This is a genomic window from Pantoea sp. B623 (assembly GCF_024814475.1).
Taxonomy (GTDB): Bacteria; Pseudomonadota; Gammaproteobacteria; order Enterobacterales; family Enterobacteriaceae; genus Pantoea; species Pantoea ananatis.
In genome coordinates this window covers 1,200,866-1,216,194 of record NZ_JANUXM010000004.1, presented here as the reverse complement: position 1 = coordinate 1,216,194, position 15,329 = coordinate 1,200,866, and the positions used below count along the sequence as shown (strand labels likewise).

10 protein-coding genes are annotated in these 15,329 nt (G+C 49.8%); 5 read left to right on the top strand and 5 right to left on the bottom strand.

Annotation, left to right across the window (positions count from 1 at the left end):
- Positions 1–92: 92 nt before the first annotated feature.
- A complete protein-coding gene (locus NXS97_RS07615; RefSeq protein WP_259231889.1) occupies positions 93–1,514 on the bottom strand; it encodes an L-fucose/L-arabinose isomerase family protein in 1,422 nt (473 codons plus the stop codon).
- A gap of 478 nt (positions 1,515–1,992) precedes the next feature.
- On the opposite strand from NXS97_RS07615, the gene NXS97_RS07610 reads away from it, so the two are divergent.
- From NXS97_RS07610 to NXS97_RS07600, 3 genes are read left to right on the top strand one after another with little or no spacing between them, the layout of a single operon-like run.
- A complete protein-coding gene (locus NXS97_RS07610; protein WP_015700790.1) occupies positions 1,993–3,342 on the top strand; it encodes an MFS transporter in 1,350 nt (449 codons plus the stop codon).
- Between the two features lie 15 nt (positions 3,343–3,357).
- Positions 3,358–4,689 carry a DUF4038 domain-containing protein gene (locus tag NXS97_RS07605; RefSeq protein ID WP_105083046.1) on the top strand — a complete coding sequence of 444 codons (1,332 nt, stop codon included), beginning with the start codon at positions 3,358–3,360 and terminating at the stop codon, positions 4,687–4,689.
- A 56-nt stretch (positions 4,690–4,745) separates the two neighbouring features.
- Positions 4,746–5,765 (top strand): NagC family transcriptional regulator, encoded by a 1,020-nt coding sequence (locus tag NXS97_RS07600; protein ID WP_259231887.1) that lies wholly within the window; start codon positions 4,746–4,748, stop codon positions 5,763–5,765.
- Positions 5,766–5,864: 99 nt separating this feature from the next.
- On the opposite strand, the gene NXS97_RS07595 is transcribed toward NXS97_RS07600, so the two are convergent.
- The 3 genes from NXS97_RS07595 to NXS97_RS07585 all read right to left on the bottom strand — a co-directional run bounded on the left by NXS97_RS07595 (position 5,865) and on the right by NXS97_RS07585 (position 11,896).
- Entirely contained in the window at positions 5,865–7,475 is a 1,611-nt protein-coding gene (locus NXS97_RS07595; protein WP_041457530.1) for an FAD-NAD(P)-binding protein, read from the bottom strand.
- Between the two features lie 300 nt (positions 7,476–7,775).
- Positions 7,776–10,733, bottom strand: coding sequence for an autotransporter outer membrane beta-barrel domain-containing protein (locus NXS97_RS07590; protein WP_116219534.1), 2,958 nt, complete (start codon positions 10,731–10,733; stop codon positions 7,776–7,778).
- A 992-nt stretch (positions 10,734–11,725) separates the two neighbouring features.
- The gene (locus NXS97_RS07585; protein WP_015700785.1) at positions 11,726–11,896 is read right to left on the bottom strand and encodes a hypothetical protein; all 171 of its coding nucleotides are present in this window, start codon (positions 11,894–11,896) and stop codon (positions 11,726–11,728) included.
- A 353-nt stretch (positions 11,897–12,249) separates the two neighbouring features.
- On the opposite strand from NXS97_RS07585, the gene NXS97_RS07580 reads away from it, so the two are divergent.
- Positions 12,250–13,038, top strand: coding sequence for a hypothetical protein (locus tag NXS97_RS07580; RefSeq protein WP_105077374.1), 789 nt, complete (start codon positions 12,250–12,252; stop codon positions 13,036–13,038).
- 68 nt (positions 13,039–13,106) lie between these two features.
- Here the strand turns inward: NXS97_RS07580 and NXS97_RS07575 are convergent, their stop codons facing one another.
- Positions 13,107–13,232 (bottom strand): hypothetical protein, encoded by a 126-nt coding sequence (locus NXS97_RS07575; RefSeq protein WP_015700783.1) that lies wholly within the window; start codon positions 13,230–13,232, stop codon positions 13,107–13,109.
- Positions 13,233–13,889: 657 nt separating this feature from the next.
- On the opposite strand from NXS97_RS07575, the gene NXS97_RS07570 reads away from it, so the two are divergent.
- Positions 13,890–15,308 carry a sugar porter family MFS transporter gene (locus tag NXS97_RS07570; RefSeq protein ID WP_105078715.1) on the top strand — a complete coding sequence of 473 codons (1,419 nt, stop codon included), beginning with the start codon at positions 13,890–13,892 and terminating at the stop codon, positions 15,306–15,308.
- Positions 15,309–15,329: the final 21 nt, after the last annotated feature.

Sequence of the window (15,329 nt, the reverse complement as noted above, 5' to 3'; positions counted from 1 at the left end):
TGTCGTTCAACATCCAGGCCCCTTGAAATTTCTGTAACAGTTAAACAGGCTCAATAGCCTGTGTACCAAACCGCCTTGATTTAACATCAACCTTATTGGCAATGAAAATGCGTCCCAACCTGTAAATAGCGGGTAAAGGCTTCATGCAAAGCCTCTGCGCAGGATGCGTGGTTAAAGGCTACGTGATGCTCGAAGCCGTTACGGCAAATCCACGCCAGCAAGCGTTCCAGCTGCGGCACTTCAATGACCGCACGACAGCCAACGGTGTCTAGCGGATCGTTCACGGAGACGCCTTCACCCACATAGGCTTTAATTTCTCCCCTCAGATCGTCTGAGCTCAGTCGGAAGAAGGTGATGTTGCCAGTTTTACTTCTGCCATGAACGGCACCACAGGTATTTTCGTTGCCGACGCGATGACCAATAATATTGGCGGTGCCCATTGTGGCGTCCTCCAGAGAGGCTGTAGCAAAGTTGCCACAGTGAAACAGCACACATTTGTCTGGATCGTCGCCGTAGTTATTATTCCAGTCGGCAATGGAGGCCGGACTCAGGCTGCAACTGGCAAGGGCATACATGGATAATGCGCCCATCACATCGACTTCACAGGCGCTGGGCAGTAACTGACCGGACATCACGCTCATCACAGAGCACGCGTTAATACCGAGCGTTTCCTGCAATGAGGTCCAGCACTGGATGGCGGTGGCATCAATGTCTTCAGCTATAACCCATTCAGCGATGACCACGAACAACTTTGCCATGACGGTGATTTTATCTGAAGCCATCGTGCTGGCATGCGCATTATCCAGCAGCAGGCGGCGCTTCTCATCGACACGAATATCGCTGTCGCCTAACCGTTTCATTCTGCTGAACACCTCCGATAAATCCAGGGTTTCCACGGCGATGCCCAGCCTTTCAAATAATTTTTCACTGTAGCGAACGGTATTAAAACCAGCAGGACGCGCACCAATTGCGCCCACTCGCGCGCCGCGCATGCTGCTGACCACCCGGCAAACCTGCTTAAACCGGCTTATATCCCGGGCAAAAGATTCACCCGCTAAGTCACTCACGTGCTGGGTGGTTAAGGTGAAGGGAATGTCATATTGACGCAGGTTATTACACAGGGAGATTTTGCCGCAAAAACTGTCTCGCCGACTGGCGAGATGCATCTTGTCCAGGCGGTCTGGCTGGGCCTGAATTAACACGGGAACATTAAGTCCGGAAAGACGTAATGCTTCTGAAACGGCTTTTTCATCGCCAAAATTGGGAAGCAATACCACCACGCCATGAATATCGTCACGACGAGCGCGTAACCATGCTGCACATATTTTGGCTTCTGCACGTGTTTCAACGCCACCGTAGCGGGTCTGGGTTTCATCGAGCATTACCGGATTGATATCGTGCTGAATAAACACCTCAATAATCTGCTCGCGCGCCTCATTGACGACGTATCCGGGGAAGAACCCCCGGTTAGCGATAATAACGGCCATGGTTAATTGATGTGGTATTCTTGACATGATTTTTCTCCGGTATGCATAGGTTTATTATGGGTGTTTTGATGTTTTAAAATTTCATCATTGTTAATGATGTTGTTTATTTTGTTCTGGCTTTTACAGATGGTGTGATCTGTGCAAAACATTCAAGTGGACGCTTTTCTTATCGGGTGAGTTTGATTTTATTAATTCATTCTCACATTGTTCGTGATGCCTGTTTTTGTCTATTTTTGTTTTTTTAAATGGAGTGTATGCCGCAAATAAGGCGTGGTTTTTGGCAGTTACTATTATCTTTAATAGTGTTTTTGGTTGTTGGTGGTTAGAGGTATGAAGAGATGTTTTATCGAGATGCGTTAATTAATTAACTTAAATATTGATGTATTTTTGAAGGTGTGATTTGTTTTTTATTGAACTAAGTTCACAAAAGAAACTTAATGCAGTTTGTTTCTGTTCCCTGTTTTTATATGGTTGGCGTCCTTTATTAATGCGGGAGGATGCTGGAATGGAATTACATAAACCATTAAAAGTGAGTTTTCGCGAAAAATTTTGTTACGGGCTTGGGGATACCTCAGCGAATATCTTCATGGGCATGACCATGATGTTTTTGTCGATATATTACACCGATGTATTCAAGCTCAGCCCTGCAGTAATGGGAACCTTATTTCTGATTACGCGCTTAATTGATGCGATAAGCGATCCATTAATCGGCGTGGTGGCCGATCGCACGCGTTCTCGACATGGCCGTTACCGCCCCTGGCTATTATGGTTCGCTGTGCCTTATGGGCTTAGCTGCGCAGCCGTTTTCCTTTCACCCGAGTTGGGTGAAACCGGACGGATCATTTATGCCTACACCACCTATATCATGCTGGTTATGGCGTTCAGCCTGGTGGCGGTGCCCTATGTCTCTCTGCTGGGAGCCATTTCAGCAGACAGTGACGAGAGGATACAGATAAACACGATTCGCTTTCCGTTAGCCAAGGTCTCTTACTTAATTTGTTCTTTACTGGTCCCCATGTTGATTGCGCTTTTTGATAATGAGGTGATGGGTTATCGGGTTGTGATGTGCGGTATTGGCCTGCTCTCAACGCTATTGGTTTTAATTTGCTATTACAATACTCAGGAACGCGTTTCAGCGGGGGATGTACAGACGCTCAGCGTCGGCAACCAGATACGGCTGATGTTGAAAAACGATCAGGCTTTAATCATTTTTGCTGCACAGCTGGTGGTGATGATTATGAATACGCTTAAGTTTGGTGCGGCGGCGTATTTTGTAAAATATGTGCTTAACTTGCCTGTTTCATTTCTGAGTGTTTTGCTTACCGCAGGTTCAATTGCCGGAATTATCGCCCCCTTGATTACCGGATATGTCCTTAAAACCGGACGGGTAAAACGGATTCCATTACTGATCTGGAGTCAGATCGCGGGGGGACTTATTACGTTAATCATTGGTTTTACCTCTGCCGAAGCCGTCTGGGTACATGCGGGGCTGTTTGTCACGGCGACACTGGTTGTTGAACTTATCGCCGTAATTATTTGGGCAACCGTCGCGGATGTGGCTGACTACGGCTTTTATAAATATGGCGTCCGAATAAACGGCATGATTGGCGGCGGCATGTTGTTTGCCACAAAAGCCGGAATGGCGATCGGTGGGGCAATTATTGGTTATGTCTTAGCATGGTACGGATATAACCCCGATTTCATGACCACGGCTTCAGAAAATCAACTTTCTGCGTTTAACCTCCTTTATGTCTGGCTCCCCGCATCCTGCATGTTTATCACCGCCGGAATATTTTCACGTTACAAACTGGATGAAAAAACCTGCCAGTCATTTATCAATGAAAAAGCGTTCTGATATCAGGAGTGGTAGATGAAAAAATTAACGGTTCGTGACAGAAGTTTTTATCAGGAGGATCGCCCCTTTTTCTATACGGCCTGTACTGCCTGGGAGCTGTTTCACAAACTGACGCTGACAGAGGCAGAAGCGTATTTAACAAATCGGGCAAAAAAAGGCTTTAATGTGATTCAGGCCGTTGCCCTGTGTGAGCTTGACGGTTTACAGACGCCGACTTACGAAGGCGGACATCTGCCCTTTAAGGATCTAACGTCTCTGATTCCCAATGAAGCCTATTTTGATCATCTGAGGCGAGTCACCGACATCGCCAACTCGCGAGATCTCTATATCGCCCTGGTGCCGATGTGGGGGTCACACTGGAGTGTGAACAACAGTTGGGGAGCGGCCAAAACGCCCTTATTTAACGCAGAAAACGTTCAGGCATTCTGTCGGTATCTCAGTGACAAGCTGCAAGGCACGGGCATCATATGGATGATCGGCGGTGATCGTGCAGTGCAAACCCCGGAACAACGCCAGCTGATGGAGAATATGGCCCAAGGGTTGCGACAGGGTGGCAGTGGCGATGCGCTGTTGACCGTGCACTCGCAGGGCGGGCGAAGCACGCTGGACATGTTGGGCGATCGGCCCTGGCATGATTTTATCGTCTGGCAATCGGGACACATGGGTGAGGCTTATCCGTCGTGGCGCGCCATTGAAATGGATTACCAGCGTCAGAGCAAGCCGGTTCTCGATGCTGAACCCTGCTATGAAGCCCATCCGATCATGTGTCAGCATCAGTTCCGTCGTGCACAGGAGGCCAGCCGCTTTACCGATCGTGAGGTGCGCCGCAGCAGCTACTGGTCAGTCTTTGCGGGGGGCGCGGGCATTACCTATGGTTGCTACAGTCTCTGGCAGATGCGCCGACCGGAAGATGACGCCGTGGCGATACCTGAAAGCGCAGCGAGTACTTATCAGGGCGATACCATTCCATACTGGTTTGATGCGCTTGACTATCCCGGCGCCTTTGCCATTGGCATCCTGCGACGGTTTATTGAATCCCTGCCTGACTGGCATCTACGGGTTCCCGATCGGTCTTTACTTATCAATCCTAATCCCAGCGATCAACGCCACTGTGGTGTGATGCGCGATCACCAGCAGCGCTGGATAGCGGTATATATTCCGCAACAGCAAAATATCACCCTGGATATCAGCGCCTTTGCCGCCACGGGATTCGAAACAGGATGGTTTGATCCCCGCTATGGCATCATGAACTGGCTGAGCAATGATATGTCGGAGACCTTCTTCCTTAACATCGACCCACCCGCCAGCGGAAATGACTGGATACTCGTGTTGAGAGCAAATTCCTGATAAGGCGAACTGTGTTACTGTCCGCTCAGAAGCGCAGAGCGGGCAGAGGGTCGTGAATGGATTACAAGAAGCAGATCTTGAATATTCTGCACAGCGAATGCGAGTCACGGGCAGAGATGACGCGCCGCCTGGGTGTGACGAAGGCCTACGTGACAAAATTGACGTCGCAGCTGCTGAAAGAGCGGGTTATTGAGGAGCGGGACGTAAAGGACAGTGCGTTTGGCCGACCTCAACAGTTGCTGGCGGCAACGCCGGGCCAGTTTTTCAGCGTCAATATTACGCTTCGCAAAGGCCAGCTCCAGGCGATGCTAAACGACTTCAATACGCAAGTGCCCGCGCTGGCGCACCACAGGATCTCGTTGCCTGCCCTGCTAACGCCACAACGCCTGGTTGCCTTTATCGCCACCAGCGTTGCGGCGTTATGCCTGTTAGGCAATGTCCGTCAGCAGCAGGTCAACGTAATAAGCGTGGCGTTGCAGGGCGGCATCGAGCATTTCACCGGCGTCGTACGTTATTGCCCGTTGTTCAGTGAGACGAACGTGGCGCTTAAAAAACGGATTGAAGACGCGATGTGTATCAGCACACAGATTTTTAATATTGCGTTCTGCACCACCTTTCAGCTGGCTCAGCGCTTACCTTACACATCGTGGGTGGCGTTTATGCCTGGGTTTGGCAGCCTGGGCTATGGGCAATGTATTCACGGCGAGCCGGTACTGGGTGAGAACGGATTTTATCCGGAGATAGTGCATTTACCTTATGAGGGCGGTATCGAGCAGGCGTTTGCTGTCGATCCGGATAACCAGCCCGCAACGGTACTGGCCACCGCCAGAGCGCTCTGTTTTGCTATCTGCTGCACCGCACCGATTCACAATATCAGACACGTGATTGTCACCGGTGAGCTGTTTGAAGACTATGGCGACGAGGTGCTGCCACTGGCGCAGGCGATACTCGCAGCGAATGCAGACACGCATATCAGCGGCATCCGCATTAAACATGATAAAACTGGTTATCACTATGGCGTCAAAGGGTTGGTGCAACTGAGTTCTGACGCCATCACAGAGCATATTCTGCCTTAATCACGTGCCGGAATCAGGTAGCTGATGCCAGAGCCGGACGACGAGATGCGCTGTCGCCCAGTCGTTTCAGCGTTAACAAGATAGCGGCATCGCGTTGCCCTAGGGTTCAAAACACGCCAGGCGCTTTCGGGGACGTGAAGGTGATTCCACAAGCGTACTGGCGATGGCGGCACCGATCTCGGCACACACCGTGAGTCCCTGCACAAACGGCTGGTCATGCATTAAATAGGGCAGGGCGGCCAGGGCAATGCGTCCACGGGCAGATTCAGGAGACAGCAAAGTATAATCGTCACCCACATCCGGAATCTCATCGCCGCAGCGCTGGATCTGCTGTTTCAGTGTTGCAAAGGGCAGATCGCGGGTCTTAAGAGCCTTTTGCCCTCGCGCATCAATAAACACGTCAAACGTTCGCTGTTGCCCCTCAGTCGTGATCAGCGTTTTCTGCTGTTGCCTTCGCAGTTCATACTCTTCGCCAAGGGCAAGGATGCTGATGATTCCGGCCTCTCGTAAGGCCAGCAGTCGACGGATGGATTGAGAAGGAATCGCCGCGTAGTTATCAATAAACACTTTAGCGAGGCCACCTGAAAAGCGTTTACTGTCGCTTTCGTTAAGGAAGGGAACGATTTCCTCAACCACCTCGTGCAGCCGCAAAAGGGTATAGCGCCAGGGCACGGTGTGCCTGTCGCGTTTGTTGCGTTCGACTTCATTCAAGTTAGCGCTGGCCCAGTGGAAAGGATCCTGTTTATGTCGGTTGGCAAACCAGGCTTCTGCAAGGCTGTCGGCAGTGAGTGCTTTGAGATCAATCGTTTTGCTCCACGCGGGCGCAGCCTCCTCCAACTCCTCAACCATCAGTGCAAATACGCGATCGAGTAATCCGTCAGCGCCTGCCTCAATCGCGTTATCGATGGCATTTTGGGTAACGACGCTCAGTGGCTCATAGGGAATCGGGCAGTAGAAATCGGCTTCTGGCAGAATGCCCGATCGTGACATTAATACGATCTTCAGGGCTTCGTGGCCTTTGTCCAGTGTGAAGGCGATCGCGTCGTCGTCGCTTTCCTGAAAGTCACCATGCTGGATCGCCACGGCCATTGCGGCATCAATGCCACTCAGGGAGGTGCCCATAATACCCACGTGACATGCCGCTATTTTCGCTTCCATCAGACCGGACCAGGGGCTGGGGAAGTAGGTGCGGGTGGCGGCGCTGTCGTCTGGCCAGACATGGCCTGTGGCGATAACGACCTGATCAAATATTGCTGGGGCAGTATCGCCCTGCGTCCAGAGTTTTACGCCAGCATCGGTGGCCTCAAGATCGGTGACCTGACAGCGCTCATGTATTTTTACCTCGAAACCCTGTGCCGTTGCGCGGGACACCAGCGCTAAAAACCGATCGCGGAAATACTCGCCAAGCAGGATACGCGGCAGAAACTGACGGATATGCAGAGAGGCAGGATCGACGTGATATCGCCTGAGATGACTGTCGCTCTGGGCGCGTAGCCAGTCAATATAGGTCATAAATACAGGCGGGATTTCAATACTGGCAATGTTTGCCAGCATCATCCGGGAATTCTCTTCATCGTTATAGGGCATGCCAACACCGGCCTCATCACCCTGTTCGTAAACGGAAACGGACATCGGTACATGATGACCCAGAAGCGCATAAAACGTGTAGATACCGGTTGGCCCAGCGCCGACGATCGCGATCTTTTTCATCACTGTTCGCACCTTATTATTGTTATGGGGGACGGTTGTAAGGCGTGTTTTGATCTCGCCGCAGGACAGGCAAAGCCTCAATACAGGTTTTTCCTTTCAGCCAGTATGATCAAGTTTACTCGAGTATTGCAGAACTGCGCGGAAGGGGAGCTGAGTGGAACGCCATCACGACAAATGCAGATTGTCCTGATTGTGCGGTCGGCCTGAACAGGTTCATTCAGGCCGGTTTCTGTCATGGTACCCAAACGTAAAAACCGGACATCTGAGGTAATGGGCTGACGTGGAATATTATGCGAACATTCAGAACTGGTATTTTATCCCCAGCGTGCCCTGTGTATCGCTAAAGCCATTATCGCCGAGTTGTTGAGCAACGTTGCCCCACAGTTGCAGGCGAGCGTTGATCTGACCTTCGACGCCAAGTTTCAGTTCACCCACATCGCGCGCGCCTGTGATCGCATTGCTGATACCATTCATCATGACACTGTCGTTATGGGTGTTATGGATCCAGTTGGCCTCAATAAACGGCTGGAAAGTGCGATCTTTGCCCTCATCACTGATGTGATTTCCCTGCTGATAAAACTTCATGCCCAAACGGGTCTGCAGATTTCCGTTGGTGTTGTTGACAACCTGTGTGCCGTTATTTTCGATGTGATCGTCAGCCTGCACGTCCATCCAGGTAAGCTGTATCTTTGGCTGTAGCCAGTAACGCGTGCGGCCATCGCGGCTCTCTCCTGTCTGAAAGGTGTAGCCCGTTTCAAGGGCAGCGGTGATCCCATCAGCATGATATTTTTCCGTCGCCAGATTTTGCCCGGTAACCTGATTATCGAACCAGTTGTACAGCATCCATGCATCGACATAGGCCCCGGTTTTCTCTTTCTGGTTAGCGTACCAGGTGCCGTACAGGCCTACGCTGTAACCGTTAATGTCTCCACGTGAGGTATAGCCATTCGCTTTAGAATGCGTGCGGCTCTGATTATTGGCGTAGCCGGTCATCAGGCCAAGGTGCCAGCGATCCAGTCCATTGCGGCTCCACTGTGCGATATCGCCGCCGAGCTGCATCACGTAACGATTACTTTGGGTATGGAGTTTGCCGGAAGCATCTCTGAAGCGGTTATGCCCACCGATATGGCGCATCCACAGGCTCGTGACTTTTTGTTCGCCCGTTAACCTGTCGGTGTATTGTGTTTCACCCAGGCGGTCGTGGAGGCGGGTATGGAACAGCGTGTTGGCCGCACGGGCATTTGCCAGATAGCTGCCAAATTCGGGACGGTACACTTTTTCGCTGGCAAGAAACCAGTTGCTGTCTTTTTTAACTACATCGTAATCATAGGCCCCGGCGACGATTCGGCCTGATTTTGCAAAGGTACCGGCGGAATCACCTTTAACCGTGACAATTTCAATGCCCTTATCGGTCAGTGCTCCCTGTCCGCCCAGATTATTGATACTGACCCAGGTATGGCCGGCCGTATCGCCATTGACGATCAGTCGGTCAGCAGTGCCATTGTCACCTTCGAGAACGCTATTCAGGACCAGGTTGCCGTTATCCCCTGAATAATCACCCTCAATGGTTAACCTGTTGTCACTGTTTCGCTCAATGCCCAGATCGAGGGAGCCTGCATTATTTACCTTACCCGCAAGAGTGACATCCCGGACCGCAGAAGAAACGTTAACCCTTCCCCCTGATGCGATAGTGATCTGATCTGCATTGAGATCGCCGGAAAGGGTTAACGTCGCATTGCGGGTCTGCGCTGCGTTGCCAACATTAATGATATTCCAGTTCAGAATGGCGACATCGCCTGCTGCCCCCTCAGAAAAAGAAGAACCCGTCAGTGACTGATTGATATTGAGGGTAGTGATACTGTCCTCAGGATCATCGTCATCGTTTCCATTTATCACTGTCAGGCCGCTTACATCTGAACCCTGATTGAGATTCAGGGTGTTATTCCCATTTCCCAACAGAATCTGTCCGGAAACTTTGGCGCCGTTATTCAGGTTTACCGTTGCATCAGAATGAGTAGACCTGATTGCAATACCTGAGGCGGCTGAAATATCCGCACCCTGGTTCAGGTTGATGGTAGTTTTTCCGTCATTACCTCTAAAATCTGTATTGATACCGGCGACGCTACCGCCAATAACCTCACCCGATATATTCACAGTCGTGGCGCCCGTTTCGCGGTTTAAGATATCTATGCCTGACTGAGTACCTGAAATTTTTCCCTGAATCTGAGTGAAGGCGATATCGCCGCCGTCCATGGTCGAGACGCTGACACCGGAGCCATTTTCACCCACGATTTCACCGCGGGTGGTAACGGAAGTATCGCCGCGACTGTGATTGTTCGCGTAGATACCATGCTCACCGCCGGTTATTTTCCCGCCAGATTGCACAATGGACAGATTGTTTGCGCTCTCAGCATTGTCGACGTAAATGCCTGAACCGTTTGTGCCTGTGACGTTACCCGCGGTCAGGATGGTGGTATCACCGATTCCGTGGTTGGAGGCATAGATACCGTAATGGCCCCCGGTGATACGGCCATCTGCCTGCATAACCAGGATGTCTTGTGCCGAAGCATGATTATCGACAAAAACGCCCGCGTATTCACCTGAGACATCACTGGTTGTGATGATGGACGTGTTTCCGGTACCTTGGTTAGATGCCTGAATACCGTTAAATCTGCCGGTTATTTTTCCGCCAGACTGCATGATGGAGAGGTTTTTTGCCGTGCTGCCATTCAGGGCATTAATACCGTTATTCGATTCTCCCTTCACCTCGCCGGATACCGCGATAAACGTATCGGCCGTTCCCATATACTGCGTTTGGATGCCATTCTGTTCCCCTGATATTGTGCCTGCTTCCTGAATAAGGGTGATTGCGCCTGCCTCGTAGGACGTAATGATTTCAATACCATCGGCTCTTTTCGCCACCACAGTGCCGGAAATGTTAAGCGTGGTGTCGCCCGTACCGGTATTTTCAATATTTATCCCTGAACCATCGGCTACGATAATGCCGCCTCCCTGCTGCGTAATGGTCAGGGATGAACCCGTGACGGATAAGCCATATCCGCTATCGGTATTAATGTAAGACGTCCCGTCCAGCACGACGTCGAGGACATCGCCTGTCAGGTTTTGCGTGTCATGATCGGCGCCACTACAGGTGTATTTGTTCCCTTCTTGGCTACAGACCGCCTCTGCAGGGGCATTCATTAATCCAAACGTACTCATCACCGTAGCGATAACAAACTTACGCGTTGTTCTGCTCATTGTTATTTATTCATCCATTTATTTCATCGATGTTTTTCTTAGCGTAATGGGGTTGTTAAATGTTCAGAAGATCGCTTTTCATCAGGCAGGAACATTCTTTTTAAGCATTCTGTTAAAATAATTATTTTTAATGTGAATATTTTAAATAACGCATCCGTTAACTTATGAATTAACATTAAGGATTAACGCTTTATTCTTAATGATAATTATTATTAAATTAATGTGACGTCATTTTTATACCTTGGTGGTGTGGTTGACTTAATGTTTTAATCTGCTCGAAATTAGGTTAATTAAATGTATAGAAATACTCCTTAATCCTGAGCGGAGCGTGAAAGTTATTTTGCAGAGATGCTGACCATTTAAAAATAGTTAATATCGATCGGTACGGCGTTCCTGATAGGTCGAGGCTATTGTACATAATTAATTGATCGATACGTCCTGTTTATTCGTAAGAGAAGCTCACGTTTGAATACAAGGCGATAGAGAAGAGACAACAGGTATCTTCTGTTGATGTCGATGGAAATGAAGAAATTAAGTGCGTGGCGTTTGGCAGGTTTTAATCGGCTGCTTAATTATTTAGATTATCAGTAAATGCAATAATAATATTTTCGTCGGGGTAATGTTTGATAAGAACGTGAAGGAAGACTTCATTAATGAGAGATGGATCACGAATATCTGGGATGACAGACGCGTCATTTGTGGTGGTCGATAAAATATTTTTCAGTCTGGACAGGAAAAATCTTAAATCTGCTCCCTTATGGTTGAGGGTGAAATGTTAATATAATAATCAAATTAAGAACGGTAATGAAACACCACCGTGCGGGACTTTTTCTGTCAGGGGGATAAATAACAGCGGCATCCAGAGGATAATAACCGTGCTTAGCGGCTGTCATTTGCCGGCGCTGTACAGCCATTTTGCGCGTCTGGTGGAAAGTTAAATCAGATTTACGCAAACACAAAGTGAAAAAACCGGCTCAGCGCCGGATTTTTATTTAAGCCTGTGGCTGGCCTACAGGGCCTTTACCTAACGGGCCGCCTGGAACAGATTGCCCGCTTGGCGCATGTGGACGACCATCATTGCCCACAGCACCGCTGTCCTGCTGGCAACCCGACATCATTAAAAGGCTGGAAACAATCAATAAACCGCTCAAAATGCTTTTCATGTCTTTCCCTCGTGATGAATACACTATAAAACAGCTCGCCTGATAAGCCTGGTCGGTATTTCTGCTAAGTCAATGTTGGTGGGAAAAAGTAAGCCATATCATCAGGTTGACGGTAGTGAATCCAGACTGTGCAATGTAATGCCGGGAAACTGTTGTGCTGACCTTTGGCTAAGACGGCAGAGAACATATCCAGCCTTGTAATCCGAAGCCACGATGACAGACAGATCTGTAAAGAGCGATCATCCGGATGTGCAACCCGAGAAAAGAACCAGGGCGATACCAACGACGCAACAATTGATGAAACCCACGTACCTGAATGGGCTGATAAACAGCCGCATTACGCGAAGTATGAAATGGACTTTCATTTCTTGTTTCGTGAAAGTGCTGCATTCATGTGTTCATCTGGCTATGCTACCGACATGATGTTTAACGATATCTCAGGAGAGAAGATGACGGCGGCCGCTTATTTTGACGCTCTCTACGCGCAGCGTAACAGGGAAACCCAGCAATGCTGGCGGCAAGAAACAGCGAGTGCACATCAGCAAGCAGACAAGTTTTTCTATCCTGCCGGGCTTCACGCCCTGACCAGTGGCATTCAGCCCGTCCTGAATCCGCAAATTCAGTCACTCCTTGCCGATCTTCGTGGCTTAACTCAGGGGGATCCGCTGGCAGACGTCATGCGGGCCGAACATTTTCACGTTACCTTCCTGCCCGTCACGCCAGCGCGCTATCAAAGCCCGCAGCAGCTCCCGGCTTTAGCGGGCCTGAGGGATGCCTTTCGCCAGAACGTGACCGACTCGTCACTCAGGGTTGACGCATTACGGCTGGTGGCGCTTCCCGATCAACTGCTACTGGCAGGTATTCCTGAAGGCCACGCCGTAGCGCAAAGAGCAGCATGCTGGAATGCGCTGCTGTCACTGGAAGAGTGGCGGGATTTGCTTCTGCAAAGACATGGTGGAAAAACAACGCCACCGGAATACTGGCACACCACGTTGCTACGTTATCGTTCAACAAGCCTGCCCGACACGCTCAAATCGTATTTTACCGACAATATGCACCGAAGATATGGGGCCATTTCGGGCGACATCAGGCTGGTATTTGCGGTTTATAACTGGGCTTATCCAGAAACGATAACAGTTTAATCCGGAAGGATCCCATGATGAACAGGGATTCTTGAGCATCGCCAGGCGGTGCGGAAATGTGGCCGTTATTAATCGTAGTCACCGTTCTCGTAATGGGGCGAATAACGATCATCAAGTATTTCCTGGATAGCCATCAAACCCAGGATAAGAATCAAATTAATAAAGAACAGTAATAATAAAATGATGCTGGTCATTGCCTGTTTCCTGTCGTCACTTTTCCTTGAGGATGAACGCTCCAAACACGGCAGACAGGGAAAGTGACTGTTAAAAAATGATGTAAAAGGAAAGGGCGCGCATTGGGTCGAACAAGAACGTGTTAAAAAAACGGTATTTCGTCGTTGTCACCCTCAGGTAATAAATTGATGCGCTTTGCTGTGCAGTATTGTATTGCCTAAATGAGCAGCAAGAAGCATCGATAACCAGAAAAGTAAATTACGATATTTCATCGCGTGTGCGGTGAGCGTGGTTAACAAGAAGACGGGTACATAGCGGCTATTTATTCTTATACGATGCATCATATCGCCAGCGCGGCACCGTGACGGTCAGGTCTTCTGGCGACGCTTCATGCAAAACTGCCGCGATGATGGCTTAGGTTAATTACCCGCCGGGTTTGGATGATTCCACAGGTCAGCGGTCACCATCGGGCTTTTTACACATTATCGCCAAAAAAAGCGTGTTGAAATATCAGGTCATAAAACGATAAATGCGCCCTCCCTCATTCAGTGAGATCTGCATCACACTTAGAGTGGGATCAGTAAAATCGTCCATATCCTGACCTCATTTGCCCTCATCGCCCGCTATCGCTACTTTATATGCTGCATGGACACGACATGTTGTATGAGCGGAGCTTAATGATGTCTCATGTAAATACTTTCACTATTCAAAGCGAACATAAGCAAAAAGTTCGTCGTATGAACCTGTTCATCTCAGTTTCAGCCGCGCTAGCCGGGCTGCTGTTTGGACTGGATATTGGCGTGATTTCCGGTGCGCTACCTTTTCTGACTCATCATTTTAGCCTGAGCAGCCATGAGCAGGAGTGGGTGGTCAGCATCATGATGCTGGGTGCCGCGCTAGGGGCGCTATGTAATGGCTGGGTATCGCATCGGCTTGGCCGAAAATACAGCCTGATGGCGGGCGCCGTGTTGTTTGCTATCGGATCGCTCGGTTCCGCAGGCGCAACCAGCGTTGAAATGCTGTTGATCTTTCGTCTGCTGCTGGGCCTGGCCGTTGGCGTGGCATCCTATACCGCGCCGCTTTATTTATCTGAAATGGCCACTGAAAACGTGCGTGGCAAAATGATAAGCCTGTATCAGCTGATGATTACCCTGGGCATCGTAATGGCCTTTATATCGGATACTGCTTTTAGCTACAGCGGTAACTGGCGGGCCATGCTGGGGGTTCTGGCCATTCCCGCCGTTGTACTTTTTATTATGGTCATTTTCCTACCGAACAGTCCACGCTGGCTGGCGGCTAAGGGGATGCATATTGAGGCGGAGGAAGTGCTGCGCATGCTGCGCGATACGTCGGAAAAAGCCCGCCAGGAACTCAATGAGATTCGGGAAAGTCTGCGCATGAAGCAGGGCGGTTTTTCGCTTTTCAAAAGCAATAAAAATGTCAGGCGTGCGGTCTTTATGGGAATGTTATTGCAGGGCATGCAGCAGTTTACCGGGATGAATATCATCATGTATTACGCGCCGCAGATTTTTAAAATGGCGGGCTTTAAAAGCACTCAGGAGCAGATGATCGCCACCGTTATCGTTGGCCTGACCTTTATGTTTGCCACCTTTATTGCCGTTTTTACCGTAGACAAAGCGGGCAGAAAACCCATCCTGAAAATTGGCTTCTCGGTGATGGCCTTTGCCACTCTGGTATTAGGTTACTGCCTGATGAAAGCAGGGCAGGGAAATATCAGTGACGGCCTGTCCTGGGTTTCAGTCGGCATGACCATGTTATGCATTGGTGGATACGCAATGAGTGCAGCACCCGTCGTCTGGATCCTGTGTTCTGAAATCCAGCCGCTAAAATGCCGTGACTTTGGTATTACCTGTTCCACCACGACGAACTGGGTGGCGAACATGATTATCGGTGCGACCTTCCTTTCACTCTTGGGCAGCATCGGCGCAGCCGGAACCTTCTGGCTGTATACCGGGTTTAACCTGGTGTTTATTGTCATTACTGTGTACCTGGTGCCGGAAACCAAGAATGTGACGCTGGAACGGATTGAGAGGAATTTGATGGCGGGTGAGAAGTTGCGGGATTTGGGGCGATAATTACTTTCATGACAGTATCCA

What these genes read in the sequence shown, in the direction of transcription:
- NXS97_RS07615 (WP_259231889.1), bottom strand. Translation starts at nt 1,514, where the DNA reads ATGTCAAGAATACCACATCAATTAACCATGGCCGTTATTATCGCTAAC.
- NXS97_RS07575 (WP_015700783.1), bottom strand. Translation starts at nt 13,232, where the DNA reads ATGACCAGCATCATTTTATTATTACTGTTCTTTATTAATTTGATTCTT.
- NXS97_RS07600 (WP_259231887.1), top strand. Translation starts at nt 4,746, where the DNA reads ATGGATTACAAGAAGCAGATCTTGAATATTCTGCACAGCGAATGCGAG.
- NXS97_RS07580 (WP_105077374.1), top strand. Translation starts at nt 12,250, where the DNA reads ATGGACTTTCATTTCTTGTTTCGTGAAAGTGCTGCATTCATGTGTTCA.
- NXS97_RS07610 (WP_015700790.1), top strand. Translation starts at nt 1,993, where the DNA reads ATGGAATTACATAAACCATTAAAAGTGAGTTTTCGCGAAAAATTTTGT.
- NXS97_RS07570 (WP_105078715.1), top strand. Translation starts at nt 13,890, where the DNA reads ATGATGTCTCATGTAAATACTTTCACTATTCAAAGCGAACATAAGCAA.
- NXS97_RS07595 (WP_041457530.1), bottom strand. Translation starts at nt 7,475, where the DNA reads ATGAAAAAGATCGCGATCGTCGGCGCTGGGCCAACCGGTATCTACACG.
- NXS97_RS07585 (WP_015700785.1), bottom strand. Translation starts at nt 11,896, where the DNA reads ATGAAAAGCATTTTGAGCGGTTTATTGATTGTTTCCAGCCTTTTAATG.
- NXS97_RS07605 (WP_105083046.1), top strand. Translation starts at nt 3,358, where the DNA reads ATGAAAAAATTAACGGTTCGTGACAGAAGTTTTTATCAGGAGGATCGC.
- NXS97_RS07590 (WP_116219534.1), bottom strand. Translation starts at nt 10,733, where the DNA reads ATGAGCAGAACAACGCGTAAGTTTGTTATCGCTACGGTGATGAGTACG.